This window comes from Flavobacterium sp. 123 (genome assembly GCF_003634825.1).
In the GTDB taxonomy this organism is placed as follows: Bacteria; Bacteroidota; Bacteroidia; order Flavobacteriales; family Flavobacteriaceae; genus Flavobacterium.
In genome coordinates this window covers 2,100,561-2,117,650 of sequence record NZ_RBXD01000001.1, presented here as the reverse complement: position 1 = coordinate 2,117,650, position 17,090 = coordinate 2,100,561, and the positions used below count along the sequence as shown (strand labels likewise).

Sequence of the window (17,090 nt, the reverse complement as noted above, 5' to 3'; positions counted from 1 at the left end):
TTAAACTTTAAACCTTAAACAAAAGATTATGACACTGTATCAATGGTTTGTATTTTTTCTGATAGTACAAGTAATTCACTTTTTAGGAACTTGGAAATTATATGAAAGCGCAGGAAGAAAGCGTTGGGAAGCAGCAATTCCTGTTTACAATGCTATTATTTTAATGAAAATAATAGGCCGCCCTACTTGGTGGACTGTACTCCTTTTTATACCGATTATCAACTTGATTATGTTTCCAGTTATTTGGGTAGAAACTTTGAGAAGTTTTGGTAAAAAAACCACTACTGATACACTATTAGGGATATTCACTTTTGGGTTTTATATTTTTTATATAAATTATACCCAACCGCTAAACTATATAACAGATAGGAGTTTACAGCCAGAGAACAGAACAGCAGATACAGTAAGCTCACTACTATTTGCTGTTATAGTAGCCACTTTAGTACACACCTATTTTATTCAGCCTTACACCATTCCTACCTCTTCTTTAGAAAAGTCATTATTAGTAGGTGATTTTCTATTTGTAAGTAAAATGAATTACGGCGCGAGAGTTCCTATGACTACCGTAGCATTACCTATGGTACACGACACTATTCCTTTTTTGAAACGCAAATCATATCTTACATGGCCTGAATTACCTTATTTAAGACTTCCTGCTATGCAAAGTATAAATAGAACCGACATTGTCGTTTTTAACTGGCCAGCGGATACAGTTTACAAATTCAGAGATGATACTGGAAGAAGAGTTGATAAACCTATCGATAAAAAATCAAATTATGTAAAACGTTGCGTGGGTATTCCAGGAGATAGCTTGTCAATAAAAGATGGTATTGTCTATATCAATGGTAAAGAATTGATTTTGCCTGAAAGAGCAAAACCTCAATTTTCATACAAAGTTGCTTTAGACGGAAAAACACCTATAGATTTTGAATATCTATTTAAAGATATGGATATAACTGACGGTGCAGGATTTATTGACGATCAAAAAAAAGACACCCTATTTATTGCGGCATTAACTGCAGCTGGTGCGGAAAGATTAAAAAATGTTCCTGGAATTACTGGAGTTAAAAGAATCATTTCTAAGGATGTTGAAAATGGTATTTTTCCTCATATAAACAAATGGAATCGTGATAATTTCGGTCCAATTTACATCCCACAAAAAGGTAAAACTGTAGCTTTAACAATGGAAACTTTACCGTTCTATAAAACTATAATTACAGATTACGAGGATAACAAATTGAATGTAAATGGTTCTGAAATAGTAATTAATGATAAAGTAGCTACTACATATACTTTCAAACAAGACTACTATTGGATGATGGGTGACAACCGTCACAACTCTGAAGACAGTCGTTATTGGGGTTATGTTCCAGAAAATCACATCGTAGGAAAACCTATTTTTATTTGGTTAAGCATTGATTCAAATGCAAAAGGATTAGATAAAATTCGTTGGGAAAGATTATTTACAACTGTTAGCGGAGAAGGACAGCCACAATCCTATTTCAAATTATTTTTACTTGGATTAGTTGCGTTTTTTGTTGGCGAGTTTTTTTGGAAAAAAAGAAAAGAGAGAAAAATTTAAATGAAAATGTTTAAAGTTTAAGGTTTCAACAACCTTAAACTTTAAACCAATTAAAAAATGAATACACTACTCCACCCTACCTATTTTCCTTCCATTAGTCATTTTGTTGCGATGGCACAATCTGAAGAAATTACCTTTGAAATTGAAGATAATTTTCAGAAACAAACCAATCGAAATCGTACTTATATTTATAGTCCAAATGGAATTCAGTTATTAAATATACCTGTAAAGCATTCCAAATTAAGCCATCAGAAAACAAAAGACATTCAAATAGAAAATGATTTTGATTGGCAAAAACAACATTTTAAATCATTAGAAGCAGCCTATAGAAGCTCTCCATTTTTTGAATATTTTGAAGACGACATTCGTCCAATTTTCGAAAAAAAACATAATTTTTTATTGGATCTGAATTTTGAAACTTTAGACTTTATTACAAAATCCATGAGGCTTAAATTGGATTATAAAACTACTGTAGAATACTTTCATGAAGTAGATGCTAATAAAGTTACAGATTTTAGGTTTTTGGCAAATGGAAAAAAAGACACTTCCGTATTTGAAAGCTATACTCAAGTTTTTGATGACAAATATGGATTCATCAATAATCTTAGCGTTTTGGACTTACTTTTCAATGAAGGAAAGTTTGCTTTGGATTATTTAAAAAGTCAAAAAATAAGCTAAAAAAAGTATTACTACTTCTATTCAAAGGCTAATTTAGTCATAATAGGATAATGATCTGAATTGACAAATTCTGGAAAACTCTCAAATGATTTAACCTTCATTTTTTCATCAGCAAAAATGTAATCAATTCTAGCAGGATAATACTTAAACTTATACGTTGCGCCAAAGCCCTTTCCAGCTTCTTCAAAACAATCTTTTAATTTTCCTTTAATATTTCTATACACATACGAAAAGGCACTATTATTCATATCTCCACAAATAATTAAGGGATACGTGCAACCTTTTTTGTGTTCTTTAAAAATTTCTGCCTGTTGCTGTTGTTGCTTAAACGCTTTACTAATTCTATTAAACAACATTTGAGATTTTTGCTGATTAATAGCATCAATATTATCATTGATTTCATTGACATCAGGCGAAATCTTTATAGATTGCAAATGCATATTATAGACTCTAATAATTTCTTTACCACGCTTAATATCAGCAAAGATTACATTATTATTAGAGTTTGGAAAAACAATATTTCCCTCATTTATAATGGGGAATTTAGAAAAAATTGCCTGCCCAGTTTTAATTTGGTTACCTCCCATAAATATATATTTATGACTGTAAACTTTCAAATCGATATTGGCTGACGAAGAATATTCTTGTATACAAAGTATATCAGGATTTTTATCATTTATAAAAGTCAAAATTTCTGATGGTACATTATCTCTATCTAACCATTTAAACACGTTAAATAAGCGCACATTATAGCTCATTACGGTAAAATCTTTTTCGCTTTGCGGGAAATCTTTGGCAGAAAACTTGTAGAATTTATTAATGAAAGTAATCCCCATCAAAAGAACTAATCCAGACAAAATCATTCTCTTTTTGAATTGAAATGCCCAATAGATAAAAAACAAGCCATTAAATATAAAAAACAACGGCATAAACAAGGTTAGAACTGACAATAAAGGAAAAGCTTTGGGAGCAAGAAAAGGTAAAAGATAGGCACTGAAAGTCAATACAGTCAAAACTATATTCAAAAAAAACATTCCTTTATTAAACCATGAGAGGTTTTTCATCTTTTCTTTTTTAATTCAGCATTCGCTGATTATTTGCCTGCTTTAAATAAAAATTCTTTCTCTTCTTTTGTCAAACAATCATATCCTGATTGACTAATTTTATCTAGAATCTCATCAATTTGCTGCTGCGTTTTATCTTTAGTAACAATTCGTGAAACTGTTTTTTCTACAGGTTTATGGTAATTTTTATGAACTTTTTTAAATGGTGTTGATGGTGATTTTTTGAACAAATTAGAACCAAAACTAATTATATTCGTCACTATATTACTTAAATCAATTCCATTTTGTAGCAATTTAATAAAAATAAAACCAAAAAAAGCACCCGATATATGAGAAATATGTCCTCCTGTATTTTCTAATCTAAATTGCATTAAATCAATGACAAGAATAACAAGTGTTATGTGCCACAATTTTACATTCCCAATAATCAAAAGTCGGACATTCATAAGTGGGCTATATGTGGTTGTAGCAACTAAAATAGCCATAATTGCCGCCGAAGCCCCTATAATGGAAGCACTTAGATTAAAAAAATAAAATCCTAACACGAAGCATATTCCAGAAAAAAAAGCACTTAGCAAATACAAACCTAAATATTGTTTCGGTGTAAAAAAAGTCAAAAACAAAGTACTTGAAAAATTCAGAACCAACATATTAAAAAACAAATGGCCAAAACCGTAATGAAAAAAAGCATAGGTCAATAAAGTCCATGGTTTAGTAATAAAAATAGCTGGTTCAGATGATAAAGCAATCCAATTGGGAAAATCAAAAACACCACTCTTAAATTGATAAAAAAACACCAATGAAACTAAGAAGCATATTACATTCCAGAAGATTAACCTAAAAGCTATTCCTCCTAATTTATATTGCAATTTTAAATCATCAATAATACCCATAATCTAATTTAATATTTAGAACTTCTGATTAATTCCAACGATTTCTATTGAATTGATTTTTCTTCCAATACCACATAATAATAAACCCAAATAAAGCGCCTCCAACATGAGCGAAATGGGCAATTCCCCCACCTCCAAAAATAGATTCACCTCCCGACACTCCTAAATACAAATCGATAAGAACTAATCCTGGGACAAAATACTTCGCTTTTATAGGAATTGGCACAAACATTAATGCTAATTCAGCATTTGGAAACATAAAAGCAAATGCTACTATCACACCGTAAATGGCTCCTGAAGCTCCTACTACCGAACCAAGATAAGCCGAGGTGAAATTTTGAAAGTCAGAAACTGATAAAAGTTCTTGCCATTTGGTATTGATTTTTCCTTCGCTTAAAACTTGTAAAATTTCTGCTCTAGGAAATCCATTTGCCATCAATGTATTCAACCCTTCTTGAAAATAATAATAGTTTATAGCTGTATTCACCAAAGCAGCACCTAAACCACAAGAAATATAGAAAAATAAGAATTTTTTAGCTCCCCAAAAATGTTCCAAAGCAGACCCAAAAGAATATAGTGCAAACATATTAAAGAAAATATGCATAAATCCCCCATGCATAAACATGTGAGTTATAGGTTGCCAAAATTTAAAATCAGGGCTTTCAGGAAAATATAAAGCTAATATTCTATAGGCTGAATCTCCTATAGCTAGTGTCCCTACAAAAAACAAAATATTAATAATAATTAATTGTTTTACCGTTTCGGTTACATTTCTCATATTGCAAATTTTTTATCTAAATCTTCCACACGCATCGTTATGAAAGTTGGTTTTTGAAATGGGGAAACATTTGGATCTTTACAAGCAAAAAGCCCATTTACCAAATTCTCCTGTTCTTTTTCTGTTAAATAAGTACCTGTTTTAACCGCCAAACTTTTTGCCATTGATTTAGCAATTGTGTCGTTTTGGCTGAAACTACTTTCTGGTATTCCATCTTGCAAATCGCTTAACAATTGTTCTAAAACTATAGAAACTTCGCTTTCAGTTACATTTACTGGAATGCCTGAAATAACAACATGATCAGCCATACTTTCTTCAAATACAAATCCAGTATTCATTAACGAAAGCTGTAATTCAGCAATTAATTCCATTTCATTAGTCGAAAAAAACAAATTCAACGGAAACAATAACTGTTGGCTTGAAGCTTGATGAACGGTCATACTCACTAAAAACTGTTCATACAAAACGCGCTGATGTGCCCGTTGTTGGTCTACAATAACCATTCCTGATTTTATAGGAGAAACAATATATTTTTTATGAATTTGATATGTTTTGTGTACCACTTGTTCAACTTCTTCATCGTTAAATAAAGAAGATGTTATTTCTTCATTTGTAAAGGTAAAATCGCTTTTTGCAGAGAAGGTTTCAGTATCGTGCTTTAAACCCACGTACAAACTTTCCCAACTAGCAGTTGGTTCTGGTTTTTTATAACTAGAAAATTGTTTACTAGGTTTTTCCTCCGAAAATGGATTAAAATCCCTATTAACCTGAATAGTAGGCGTTTCACCTTCTAAATCTTTATAATGGTAAGGCGTATCTAAATTAGCATCTCTATCAAAATCTAAAACTGGCGCTACATTAAACTGACCCAAACTATGTTTAATTGATGCTCTCAAAATTGCATATAACGCCTGCTCATCATCAAACTTAATTTCGGTTTTAGTAGGATGGATATTGATATCAATAGTATTAGGTGGTACCGTTAAATATAAAAAATAACTAGGTTGTGCCCCATCTTTCAAAATCCCATCATAAGCCGCCATAACGGCATGATGCAAATAACCACTTTTTATAAAACGGTCGTTTACAAAGAAAAATTGCTCCCCACGGTTCTTCTTCGCGAATTCAGGTTTACTAACAAATCCTTGAATAGCAACTATTTCTGTTTCTTCCTGAACAGGAACTAATTTTTCATTGGTTTTACCCGAAAAAATATTGACAATTCGTTGACGCAAAGTAGAAGGTGGCAAATTAAACATATCGCTGCCGTTGTGGTAAAATGTAAAATGAATTTTTGGGTGAGCCAAAGCGACCCGTTGAAACTCATCAATAACATGTTTATATTCTACAATATCTGATTTCAAAAAGTTACGGCGAGCAGGAATATTAAAAAACAAATTCTTAACTGCAAAAGAAGTTCCTTTTGGCAAAACGGCAACTTCTTGAGAAACAAACTTACTTCCTTCAATAATGATATGCGTACCAAGTTCTTCTTGATCTTGTTTGGTTTTCATTTCGATATGCGCAATTGCGGCTATAGATGCCAACGCTTCCCCACGAAATCCTTTGGTATGCAAAGAGAATAAATCTTCCGCTTGACGAATTTTGGAAGTGGCATGACGTTCAAAACACAAACGTGCATCCGTAACACTCATCCCTAATCCATTATCAATAACCTGTATCAAAGATTTTCCTGCATCTTTTATAATTAACTTGATATCAGTTGCTCTAGCATCAACAGCATTTTCCAGTAATTCTTTTACAACTGAAGCAGGTCTTTGTACGACTTCTCCAGCGGCAATTTGATTGGCAACATGATCAGGAAGTAATTGAATAATACTCGACATTAAAAAAAAATTGGTTTAGCGTTTAAGGTTTGAAAGGTTTCAAACCCAAAGATTACAAATTTAAGGAATTTCTATTGGGTTTTGTAGTTTAGTTAATCATAAAAAAAACAAAAAACCTATACTATTTAATGAACAGTATAGGTTTTATAAGTTTATTTTATTTTTATTACTCTTCTAATTCTAGAGGCAAATTTTCAATTCGTAACGCTCCTGATGACAACAAATGCTGATTATCAATCTGGTGGCTTAACGACGCCTGTTGACGAATATAAGCCATTTTTATAGCTGCAATGGCCGCCTCAGTTCCTTTATTACCATGTATTCCTCCACTTCTATCTATGGATTGTTGAATCGTATTATCGGTAAGGACACAAAATATAACAGGAATATCTGTTTGAACATTTAAGTCTTTTATTCCTTGTGTTACACCTTCGCAAACAAAATCAAAATGTTTCGTTTGACCTTGAATAACACATCCAATAACAATTACTGCATCTACATTTTGTGTTTGCAACATTTTCTTAGCACCATAAATAAGTTCAAAACTTCCTGGTACGTTCCAACGAATAATTTGTTGTGGTGGAACATGATTTTCTAAAAGCGCTGTAAAAGCACCGCTATAAAGACCTTCGGTTATGGTTTCATTCCATTCGGAGACAACGATTCCAAAGCGAAAATCTTTCGCATCTGGAACTTTATTTTTGTCATATTCGGATAAATTCTTGTTTTCGGTAGCCATCTTAAAAATTAGATTTTAGAGGTTATTAGTTAAAAATTAAAGGTTAGAATTTACAAGCTATCAGACCAAATCCAATCTCTTACAAAATCTAACCCCTAATTTACAAAATTTAATCTAGTATTACTGTGCCAATCCTATCAAAACATCAACAGAAGAAGCTTCTGGTGTTGTATCGTAGTTTTCTTTTATATCAGTAAAATACTTAAGTGCTTCTTCTTTATTACCTAGAGCTAAAGCTGCTTTTCCAGCTTTCAATAAAAAACGTGGTGTTGTGAAATCATTTTTGCTAATTTCAGCCGCTTTTACATAACTCTCTAAAGCTTCTTTTTGTTGGTTTTTTTGAGAATATGCATCTCCAATTGCTCCTTTTGCCAAAGCGCTTAAAATAATATCTTCTGAAGTGAATTTGTTTAAATAATCAATAGCTTCAGTATATTTACCTGTGTTCAAATAAGCGATACCTGCATAATAATTAGCTAAATTTCCAGCAGCTGTTCCTGAATATTCATCTGCAATTTTAACAAATCCAAATTTACCTTCAGAACCATTCAATGCTAATTTATACAAAGAATCACTTGCAACTCCGTCAGTAGCTTTTTGAAAATCCTGTTGTGCAACAAACATTTCATTTGCAGCTTCATCTTCTTTTGGAGAAGCAATAAATTTTTGGTATGCCAAGTATCCAATAGTAACTAATGCAACCGCAGCAACTAATCCAATAATTATTTTTTGATTTTTAGCTACAAAATCTTCCGTTTTAGATGCAGTTTCATCTAATTTCGAAAAAACACCAGCAGTTGTACTGTCTTTTTCGTCAATTTTTACGTCTTCAAAAACTTCTTTTACTTCTTTTTCTTTTGGTGCTTTATATCCTCTTTTACTATAAGTAGCCATTTATATTTAATTTAGTGAGTGGCAAAAATAAAATTTTTATTGAAACCGACGTAAAAAAAATTGATTTTATATTCAAATAAGAAAAATATTTTTCTGCATTGCCTTTTCTTTGTGCAAAAAGACAAAATATTTACTATTGAAAACTGCTAAAAGTCTTATTTATCAATAATTTTCAATAATTTGCACCGGCTTTAAAACTGGCAATAAAAACCCCATTTTCACTATACCTTTTAAATGTATTTAAAAAAAATATCGTTATTCAATTATAAGAACTTTTCCGAGGCTAATTTCGAGTTTGACGGTAAAATAAATTGTTTTGTGGGCAGAAACGGCATTGGTAAAACAAATGTCTTAGATGCAATATACCATTTGTCGTATGGCAAAAGTTATTTCAATCCATTAGCGGTTCAAAATATCAAACACGGTGAAGAGTTTTTTGTAATCGATGCCGAATTTGAAAAAAATGAAAGAAACGAGCAAATTGTTTGTAGTCTTAAAAAAGGGCAAAAGAAAATACTAAAGCGTAATGGCAAACCTTACGAAAAGTTTTCAGATCACATTGGTTTTGTGCCTTTGGTGATTATTTCGCCTGCCGACAGAGATTTAATTGTCGAAGGAAGCGAAACCAGACGAAAATTCATGGATAGTGTCATTTCGCAATTAGACACTCCTTATTTACAACAGCTCATTCAATACCAAAAAGTAATGAGTCAGCGCAATGCATTATTGAAATACTTTGCTCTAAATCATGTTTTTGAAAAAGACACCTTATCTATATATAATGAGCAACTAAATGGCTTTGCAAATTATATTTTTGAAAAAAGAAAAGTATTCATCGAAGCCTTTGTTCCCATTTTCAATACGCATCATCAAGCTATAACTGGTTCTCAAGAGACCGTACAACTGAATTATGAAAGTCATTTATTCGAGAATGATTTATTAACTCTTTTGCAAGAAAATATCAATAAAGACAGAGCTTTACAATATACTAGCGTAGGAATCCATAAAGATGATTTATCATTTGAAATCGATCATCATCCAATAAAGAAATTTGGTTCTCAAGGGCAACAAAAATCGTTTTTGATTGCACTAAAACTTGCTCAATTTGAGTTTTTAAAGAAACAAAGTGGTGTAAAACCTATTTTGCTTTTTGATGATATTTTTGACAAATTAGACGAAAGTCGGGTAGCCAAAATTATCGAGATGGTTAACAGTGATACTTTTGGACAACTTTTTATTTCGGATACACATCCTGAACGTACGGAAAGCATCGTAAAATCGACACATCAGACGTATAAAATTTTCAACTTATAACTTTTATTTAATAAATTGTAATATCAATGAAGCTAAAAAAAGAAGTACTTTAGCTTCTTACAATTTTAAATTCAAAACTAATGAAACTACATACTTTATATCTCGCAATTTTATCTTTTGTCATTTTATCATGTACTGGTCAAACTACTAAAGGAGTAAAAACTATTGACGCTGTTTCTTTTTCGAAAAAAATACAAGAGACAGAAAGTCCACAAATTTTAGATGTCAGAACTCCTGAAGAATATGCTTCCGAACATATCGATAAAGCCGAAAATGTGAATTGGTTAGGAGACAGTTTTGTTGTTTCGGCTGAGAAATATAACAAGTCAAAACCTGTTTTTGTGTATTGCAAAAGCGGAGGAAGAAGCCAAAAAGCAGCTGCTAAACTAGCTGAATTAGGCTTTACAAACATTTACGAATTAGAAGGCGGAATACTAAAATGGAATGCCGCAGGATTTGCAAAACCAATTAACAAAACTATTGGAATCACAAATCAAGAATATGCAGAATTATTAAATTCAGACAAAAAAGTATTGATTGATTTTTATGCAGAATGGTGTGCTCCTTGTAAAAAAATGACACCTTATCTCTTGAAAATGCAGAAGGAATTAGCTGGTGAATTAGTAATTATCCGATTAGATGCTGACAAAAACAAGAGTATTATTTCTGAATTAAAAATAAGTGAACTTCCAGCTTTATTATTGTACGAAAACAAAAAAATAAAATGGAGCCATACGGGTTATATCAGTGAAAATGATTTAAAAAAACAACTACAATAGCTTCTCATTATGCTTTCAAAAGACACCTTACAATTCCTTCATGATTTAAAAGCGAACAACAATCGAGATTGGTTTTTGGACAATAAAAAAAGATATGAAGCCTTCAAAAAAGACTATCAAAATCTAGTCTCAGATTTGCTTGATGCTATGAAACCTATGGATGCTTCTCTTGAAATGCTCGAAGTTAAAAACTGTACTTTCAGAATCAATCGAGACATTAGATTTTCAAAAGACAAAACTCCTTATAAATCACATGTAGGCATTTGGCTTTCTTCAGGAGCAAAAGGTCAAAATCGCTCTGGTTATTACATTCACATTCAAGATGGCGGCAGCTTCATTGCTGGTGGATTATACTGTCCAGAACCAGCTGATTTGAAGAAAATGAGGAAAGAAATTGCGTTTTTCTATGACGATTTAGAAGAAATTCTTTCTGAAGAAAAATTTAAAAAAGAATTTGAAAATTTTGACAGAAACGAAGCGAATGTTTTAAAAAATCCTCCAAAAGGATATGAAAAAGACCATCCTGCCGTTGAACTATTAAAATTAAAAAGTTTTGAATGCAGTCAAAAATTTGATATTTCAGAGGTTACACATAAAGATTTTGTTTCAATTATGAGTAAAAAACTCATTACACTAAAACCGTTAAATGATTTTATCAATCGGGCATTAACTTCAGAGGAATTCTAATTTGACCAAATGAAAAAAAGAAAAATACTTTTTCTTGGAGAATCCTACCGCGCTGATGCCATTACTTGGATGAATGGTCTCAAAGAGTTTGGCGATTTCGAAATCATTACATGGGAATTAAAAACTCAAAATAATGGTATCAAAAACCGTATCAAAAGGATTCTTGAATATGTATTTTGTATTTTTAAAATTAGAAAAATAATAAAACAGCATAAACCCGATATGGTAATTGCCGAAAGAACGACCAGTTATGGATTTCTTGCAGCACTAACGGGGGTTCATCCTGTAGCAATTGCACAACAAGGAAAAACGGATTTATGGCCTGAAAATTCTATTTCATTACCGCTCAAAAAACAGATTCAACATTACGCATTCAAAAAAGCTAATTTAATTCACGCTTGGGGTCCCGTAATGACTATATCAATGAAACAGGCGAAGGTTGATGAAAAAAAAATTCTGGTGCTGCCAAAAGGAATTAATCTAAACCTTTTTCAAAACAATAACCTTAGTGGGAATTCAAAAATAAAAGCAGTTGTAACTCGATCGTTACTCCCAGAATACAGACATGCAGTAATTTTAAACGCTTTTGCTTTATTAAAACAAAACAATATTGATTTTGAACTTACTATTGTTGGCGATGGAACACTGCTTTCTGCTTTGAAAGATTTGTCAAAAGAGTTACAAATTGAAGACAACGTTATCTTCACTGGAAAAATACCCAATACTCAATTGCCAAAATTGTTACAAGAATCAAATTTTTATATCAGTATGCCCATAACCGAAGGGGTTTCTGCTTCTTTATTCGAAGCAATGGCTTGTGGTTGTTACCCTATTTTAAGTGATATTGAAGGAAATCAAAGCTGGATAAGTCATCGTGAGAATGGACAATTAATTGCAATTGACAATGCTAAAATGTTAGCCGATGAATTAATATGGTCTTTTGAAAATATAGAATATAGAAATGAAGCGGTTTCAAAAAACAGAAAATTTGTAGAAGAAAACGCCAATTATAGTTGCAATATGAAGATTATTGCCGAAAAATACCACCAATTAATCAACACATTCAAAAACAAATAGCCCTCATGTGTGGAATTAATGGAATCTTAAATTTACAGTCCTCAAAAAAAGTAGAGGAGCATATTATTATCAAAATGCGAGATGCTTTAGCGCATCGTGGCCCTGACGATAAAGGAATTTATATAGCAAACACAATTGGATTAGGGCATCGAAGACTTTCTGTCCTAGACACTTCATTGGCTGGACACCAACCTTTTTTTTCGGATGACAAACGTTATGTTCTCGTTTATAATGGCGAAATATACAATTTCAAAGAATTTTATCCCGAACTAATTCGCAATGGTTTTGATATAAAAACAAAATCCGACACCGAAGTTTTGCTAAAATTATTTCAGCTTTACGGAACAACCATGCTCCACCGACTTAACGGAATGTTTGCTTTTGCAATTTGGGATAACCAAGAAAAAAAACTTACACTAGTTCGTGACAGAATGGGTGTAAAACCTTTATATTATTCTTTCTATAACGAAAGTTTATATTTTGCATCAGAGCAAAAAGCCCTTTTTACCGCAGGAGTTCCATTAAAAATTGCAGATGATGGTTTAGAAGAATATATTTTCAACCGATTTGTTGCTGGCGAAAACACTTTATATCAAAACATAAAAAAAGTTTTGCCTGGCTATGTTATGACCGTTCAACAGAACGGAAAAGTCATTCAGGAAAAATGGTGGGACTTAAAATCTGAAATACAAAAACATCCCCAAATTAATGACCCTGTCAAATGGTTTAGAGAAACTTTTGATGATTCCGTTAAATTAAGAATGGTAAGTGATGTTCCTGTGGGAGTTTTATTGAGCGGTGGAATCGACTCCTCCTCAATATTAGCTTCATTATATCGTCAGAATTATAAAAATATTGAGAGTTTTAATGTTGGATTCAAAGAAGAAGAACACAATGAATCTCATTTAGCAAAAATGCTGTCCGAAAAACTAGATTATAGTTTTCAGACTATGAAGTTAGAAGGAGAAAACCTTTATAATTCACTGTTGAGTTCTACTTATTTCCAAGATGAACCTATCATGCACTTAAGTGAACCACATCTTTTAGCGCTTTCTCAGAAAGCTAATACTTCTGTAAAAGTGCTTCTTTCTGGCGAAGGTGCTGATGAGTTAATGGGTGGTTACGTGAGATACAAAGCTTTACAATATCCTTCTTTATTAAGTTCAATAGCAACTATTGGAAATTTGGATCTTTTTTCAAAAAAACCACGTTATGAAAAATTAGTTCGCTATGCACAAATAAGTAAAAAATCAGACTTGGTTCTATTTAATAGCTCAAATATATTTCCAAACGATATTGAAAAGACTTTTGGCATACATTCTCTTCCAAGAAATGAATATAGAAAAACCATTTATCAAGAAGCAAAAGATCTATATCCGAATAACTTGAGGCGGCAGGCACTTTATTTTGACCAGCATACTTATTTATGTTCTCTACTAGACCGAAATGATCGTTGCACAATGGGAGCATCAATAGAATGTAGAGAACCTTTTTTAGACCCAAGATTAATCACAGGATTAGGCTCATTAGAAGACAAATGGCTATTTACTGGCAAAAAAGGTAAATTTATATTAAAATCAGCTATGCAAGATCGTCTTCCTGCCTCTATTCTTAATTTCAAAAAAATTGGATTAAGCGCTCCTTGGGGAGATTATTTAACTAAAAGTCCTGCGTTTAGAGAAGAATTATCCTCTTTTTCAAAAAGTGATTTATTTGAAATGCCTTATTTTGAAAATATCCGAATTCAAAAACTAATCACTACTCTACAAAAAGGAGATACGCGAATGATTCCTTATATCATGCCATTATTCATGATGCATATTTGGATAAAATCCTACGCAAATAAATTTTAATCCTTACTTTTGATTCCGAAATAAAAACCTAAAAAAAGCACTTTCTTTTATGGAACTACTAAATAATTTTTCTTTAAAAAACTTCAATACATTTGGCATTGAAGCCAAAGCAAAACAATTTGTAGCAGTACAATCAATTCAAGACTTAAGGGCTATTTTAGAAGAAAATAAATCTAATAAAAAATTTATTTTAGGTGGAGGTAGCAATATGCTATTAACAAAAGATATTGAAGCCTTAGTGATTCATGTCGATTTGAAAGGTAAAAAAGTAGTAAAAGAAGACGAAGATTTTGTTTGGGTAGAAAGTCAGGCTGGTGAAAATTGGCATGAATTTGTACTTTGGACAATTGACCAAAATTTTGGTGGATTAGAAAACATGTCCCTTATTCCTGGAAACGTAGGCACAACTCCTGTTCAAAATATTGGCGCTTACGGTACTGAAATAAAAGACACCTTTGTTTCATGTGAGGCAATTACAATTGAAAATCAAGAAACAAAAACTTTTACAAATCAAGAATGCCATTTTGGTTACCGAGAAAGTGTTTTCAAAAATGACGCTAAAGATCAATATATCATTACATCAGTAGTTTTTAAACTGACTAAACGAAACCATAAAATCAACACTTCATACGGAGATATTATGGGTGAATTGACTAATAACAACATTATCAACCCAACATTAAAAGACGTTAGTAATGCTGTAATTGCTATCAGAAAAAGCAAATTACCAGACCCAAAAGAACTTGGAAACAGCGGCAGTTTCTTTAAAAATCCTATAATTTTGAAATCTGATTTCGAAAAAATTCATCAGAAATTTCCAGAAATGAAGTATTATGAAGTTTCCGAAACAGAAGTAAAAGTTCCTGCAGGTTGGTTGATAGAACAAGCTGGTCTAAAAGGAAAACGTTTTGGAAATGCAGGTATACATAAAAACCAAGCCTTAGTTCTAGTTAATTATGGTGGTGCAACTGGAAAAGAAATTCTTGACATTTCAAAACATGTTCAAGAAACCGTTTTAAAAACCTTTGGAATTGATATTGAAGCCGAAGTGAATATAATTTAAATATAAAAAACATTCATGATAGTTCCTCAATCAATGAAATAGCAAAATCATAAAAGTAATTCTCATTGCGTATTGAAATTTAACAATTCATAATTACCTTTGCACTCGATTTAAAAGACATAAAACTCAAATGCTTACAATTACTTTATACTTTTTTGTTTTAATAGTTATCATACAACTAGCTTATTATCTGGGAATTTTTGGGAAATTTGCTTTCGCCAAAGCGCAAAAGATAACACCAAAAAGAATTCCGATATCCGTTATTGTATGCGCGAAAAATGAAGAAGAAAATGTAGCTAATTTTATTCCGATTCTTGCGGAACAGAATTATCCTGATTTTGAAATTGTACTAATTGATGATGCATCAAGTGATGGTACATTGGCAGTTTTCGAAGAATTTGAAAAACAATACCCGAACATTCGTCTGGTAAAAGTTGAAAACAACGAAGCTTTTTGGGGAAATAAAAAATATGCTTTAACCCTTGGAATAAAAGCGGCAAAAAAAGAATATCTTTTGTTTACTGATGCTGATTGTTATCCTACTTCTAAAGATTGGATAACAGCTATGAGTTCGCAGTTTACAATGCAAAAAACTATAGTTTTAGGATACGGAAAATATGAGAAAATTGCTAACTCATTTTTGAACAAAATAATCCGTTTTGAAACTCTTTTAACCGCAATACAATATTTTTCTTGGGCAAAAGCCGGACATCCTTATATGGGTGTAGGAAGAAACATGGGGTATAAAAAAGAAGAATTTTTTAACGTAAATGGTTTTATAGAACATATTCAAGTTCGTTCTGGCGATGATGATTTATTCATCAATCAAGCTGCTAATGCCAAAAACGTAACCATTGCATATACTCCAGAGAGCTTTACTCTTTCGAAACCAAAAACATCTTTCAAAGAATTTTTTACTCAAAAAAGAAGGCATGTTGCTACTGCAAATTATTACAAACCCTTTGATAAATTACAATTGGGATTATTTTATTGTTCCCAATTATTATTCATTTTACTAGCTGCTTTATTGTTAGCATTCCAATTTCAATGGATTTTAGTATTAAGCTTACTATTGACTAGATATATTGTAGCTTGGGTTGTTGTAGGGTTTTCAGCAGGCAAATTAAAAGAGAATGACATTAAATTTTGGTTTCCAATAGTTGAAATAGTATTGATATTCACACAAATTAATATCTTTATAACTAATATCTTCTCAAAACCAGTACATTGGAAATAAAAAAACAAATAGAAAAAGCAAAACAAGGAGACCAAGTTGCCTTTACTTTTCTATTAGATTATTATTGGAATGAAGTGTATGGCTTCATGCTGCAACGCACCGAAAATGAAACCAATGCTGAGGATATTACTATTGAAACATTCTCTAAAGCCTTTGACAAAATAGCAACCTATAATCCAGAATTTCAGTTTAATACCTGGCTTATTGCTATTGCAAAAAATGTTCATATTGATTTATTGCGAAAAAGAAAAACAAATCTTTTTATCGAAATTACGGATCAAGAAGACCAGCAAGCCTATAATATTGCTGACACTACTCCATCTGCCGAAGACGAATTAATTACGGAGCAAAACCTTTCACAGCTACTTCAATTTATAAAAGAGTTGAAACCGCATTACCAAGAAGTAATTCAGATGCGGTATTTTCAAGAATTAAGTTATCAAGAAATTGCGACTAAAATTGATGAGCCTTTAAGTAATGTGAAGATTAAACTTCTTCGGGCAAAAAAATTATTAGCTGAAATTATTCAAAACAGAAGATAATAATGAATTACAAGTAAATAAAAAAAGCAGAACTCTAAGGTTCTGCTTTTTTGTTACATTTAG

Annotated in this window: 16 protein-coding genes; 10 read left to right on the top strand and 6 right to left on the bottom strand. The window is 31.7% G+C overall.

The features are described from left to right. Positions 1 to 28: 28 nt before the first annotated feature. Positions 29 to 1,582 (top strand): signal peptidase I, encoded by a 1,554-nt coding sequence (lepB, locus tag C8C88_RS09285; protein WP_121337818.1) that lies wholly within the window; start codon positions 29 to 31, stop codon positions 1,580 to 1,582. A gap of 57 nt (positions 1,583 to 1,639) precedes the next feature. Beyond that, positions 1,640 to 2,260: a WbqC family protein gene (locus C8C88_RS09280; protein ID WP_121337817.1), complete on the top strand. Its 621-nt coding sequence runs from the start codon at positions 1,640 to 1,642 to the stop codon at positions 2,258 to 2,260. 17 nt (positions 2,261 to 2,277) lie between these two features. On the opposite strand, the gene C8C88_RS09275 is transcribed toward C8C88_RS09280, so the two are convergent. From C8C88_RS09275 to C8C88_RS09250, 6 genes are all read right to left on the bottom strand, one after another. Then, complete coding sequence (locus C8C88_RS09275) at positions 2,278 to 3,324, bottom strand: endonuclease/exonuclease/phosphatase family protein (protein ID WP_121337816.1); 1,047 nt, start codon at positions 3,322 to 3,324, stop codon at positions 2,278 to 2,280. Between the two features lie 29 nt (positions 3,325 to 3,353). Continuing rightward, the gene (locus tag C8C88_RS09270) at positions 3,354 to 4,217 is read right to left on the bottom strand and encodes a rhomboid family intramembrane serine protease (RefSeq protein WP_121337815.1); all 864 of its coding nucleotides are present in this window, start codon (positions 4,215 to 4,217) and stop codon (positions 3,354 to 3,356) included. 28 nt (positions 4,218 to 4,245) lie between these two features. Beyond that, entirely contained in the window at positions 4,246 to 4,995 is a 750-nt protein-coding gene (locus C8C88_RS09265; protein WP_121337814.1) for a rhomboid family intramembrane serine protease, read from the bottom strand. Further along, positions 4,992 to 6,842, bottom strand: a complete 1,851-nt coding sequence (mutL, locus tag C8C88_RS09260; protein WP_121337813.1) for a DNA mismatch repair endonuclease MutL — start codon at positions 6,840 to 6,842, stop codon at positions 4,992 to 4,994. Before mutL ends, C8C88_RS09265 begins: the two co-directional genes overlap by 4 nt. Before the next feature lie 166 nt (positions 6,843 to 7,008). Then, on the bottom strand, positions 7,009 to 7,581 hold the full coding sequence (ribH, locus tag C8C88_RS09255) for a 6,7-dimethyl-8-ribityllumazine synthase (protein WP_121337812.1): 573 nt from the start codon (positions 7,579 to 7,581) through the stop codon (positions 7,009 to 7,011). A gap of 120 nt (positions 7,582 to 7,701) precedes the next feature. After that, positions 7,702 to 8,475 (bottom strand): tetratricopeptide repeat protein, encoded by a 774-nt coding sequence (locus tag C8C88_RS09250; protein ID WP_121337811.1) that lies wholly within the window; start codon positions 8,473 to 8,475, stop codon positions 7,702 to 7,704. A 234-nt stretch (positions 8,476 to 8,709) separates the two neighbouring features. Here C8C88_RS09250 and C8C88_RS09245 point away from each other — a divergent pair, with 234 nt between their 5' ends. The 8 genes from C8C88_RS09245 to C8C88_RS09210 all read left to right on the top strand — a co-directional run bounded on the left by C8C88_RS09245 (position 8,710) and on the right by C8C88_RS09210 (position 17,027). After that, on the top strand, positions 8,710 to 9,789 hold the full coding sequence (locus C8C88_RS09245) for a DNA replication/repair protein RecF (protein ID WP_121337810.1): 1,080 nt from the start codon (positions 8,710 to 8,712) through the stop codon (positions 9,787 to 9,789). Between the two features lie 80 nt (positions 9,790 to 9,869). Continuing rightward, positions 9,870 to 10,568, top strand: coding sequence for a thioredoxin domain-containing protein (locus tag C8C88_RS09240; protein WP_121337809.1), 699 nt, complete (start codon positions 9,870 to 9,872; stop codon positions 10,566 to 10,568). Positions 10,569 to 10,577: 9 nt separating this feature from the next. Next, positions 10,578 to 11,255: a DUF2461 domain-containing protein gene (locus tag C8C88_RS09235; RefSeq protein WP_121337808.1), complete on the top strand. Its 678-nt coding sequence runs from the start codon at positions 10,578 to 10,580 to the stop codon at positions 11,253 to 11,255. A gap of 9 nt (positions 11,256 to 11,264) precedes the next feature. Next, entirely contained in the window at positions 11,265 to 12,332 is a 1,068-nt protein-coding gene (locus C8C88_RS09230) for a glycosyltransferase family 4 protein (RefSeq protein ID WP_121337807.1), read from the top strand. A 5-nt stretch (positions 12,333 to 12,337) separates the two neighbouring features. Then, positions 12,338 to 14,185: an asparagine synthase (glutamine-hydrolyzing) gene (gene asnB / locus C8C88_RS09225; RefSeq protein ID WP_121338629.1), complete on the top strand. Its 1,848-nt coding sequence runs from the start codon at positions 12,338 to 12,340 to the stop codon at positions 14,183 to 14,185. 49 nt (positions 14,186 to 14,234) lie between these two features. After that, the gene (gene murB / locus C8C88_RS09220; RefSeq protein ID WP_121337806.1) at positions 14,235 to 15,248 is read left to right on the top strand and encodes a UDP-N-acetylmuramate dehydrogenase; all 1,014 of its coding nucleotides are present in this window, start codon (positions 14,235 to 14,237) and stop codon (positions 15,246 to 15,248) included. A 130-nt stretch (positions 15,249 to 15,378) separates the two neighbouring features. Beyond that, positions 15,379 to 16,485 carry a glycosyltransferase gene (locus C8C88_RS09215; RefSeq protein ID WP_121337805.1) on the top strand — a complete coding sequence of 369 codons (1,107 nt, stop codon included), beginning with the start codon at positions 15,379 to 15,381 and terminating at the stop codon, positions 16,483 to 16,485. Continuing rightward, positions 16,476 to 17,027, top strand: a complete 552-nt coding sequence (locus C8C88_RS09210; RefSeq protein WP_121337804.1) for an RNA polymerase sigma factor — start codon at positions 16,476 to 16,478, stop codon at positions 17,025 to 17,027. Before C8C88_RS09215 ends, C8C88_RS09210 begins: the two co-directional genes overlap by 10 nt. The last annotated feature ends 63 nt before the right edge of the window (positions 17,028 to 17,090 follow it).

Coding starts and splice junctions, on each gene's coding strand:
- lepB (WP_121337818.1), top strand. CDS start 29: ATGACACTGTATCAATGGTTTGTATTTTTTCTGATAGTACAAGTAATT.
- C8C88_RS09280 (WP_121337817.1), top strand. CDS start 1,640: ATGAATACACTACTCCACCCTACCTATTTTCCTTCCATTAGTCATTTT.
- C8C88_RS09275 (WP_121337816.1), bottom strand. CDS start 3,324: ATGAAAAACCTCTCATGGTTTAATAAAGGAATGTTTTTTTTGAATATA.
- C8C88_RS09270 (WP_121337815.1), bottom strand. CDS start 4,217: ATGGGTATTATTGATGATTTAAAATTGCAATATAAATTAGGAGGAATA.
- C8C88_RS09265 (WP_121337814.1), bottom strand. CDS start 4,995: ATGAGAAATGTAACCGAAACGGTAAAACAATTAATTATTATTAATATT.
- mutL (WP_121337813.1), bottom strand. CDS start 6,842: ATGTCGAGTATTATTCAATTACTTCCTGATCATGTTGCCAATCAAATT.
- ribH (WP_121337812.1), bottom strand. CDS start 7,581: ATGGCTACCGAAAACAAGAATTTATCCGAATATGACAAAAATAAAGTT.
- C8C88_RS09250 (WP_121337811.1), bottom strand. CDS start 8,475: ATGGCTACTTATAGTAAAAGAGGATATAAAGCACCAAAAGAAAAAGAA.
- C8C88_RS09245 (WP_121337810.1), top strand. CDS start 8,710: ATGTATTTAAAAAAAATATCGTTATTCAATTATAAGAACTTTTCCGAG.
- C8C88_RS09240 (WP_121337809.1), top strand. CDS start 9,870: ATGAAACTACATACTTTATATCTCGCAATTTTATCTTTTGTCATTTTA.
- C8C88_RS09235 (WP_121337808.1), top strand. CDS start 10,578: ATGCTTTCAAAAGACACCTTACAATTCCTTCATGATTTAAAAGCGAAC.
- C8C88_RS09230 (WP_121337807.1), top strand. CDS start 11,265: ATGAAAAAAAGAAAAATACTTTTTCTTGGAGAATCCTACCGCGCTGAT.
- asnB (WP_121338629.1), top strand. CDS start 12,338: ATGTGTGGAATTAATGGAATCTTAAATTTACAGTCCTCAAAAAAAGTA.
- murB (WP_121337806.1), top strand. CDS start 14,235: ATGGAACTACTAAATAATTTTTCTTTAAAAAACTTCAATACATTTGGC.
- C8C88_RS09215 (WP_121337805.1), top strand. CDS start 15,379: ATGCTTACAATTACTTTATACTTTTTTGTTTTAATAGTTATCATACAA.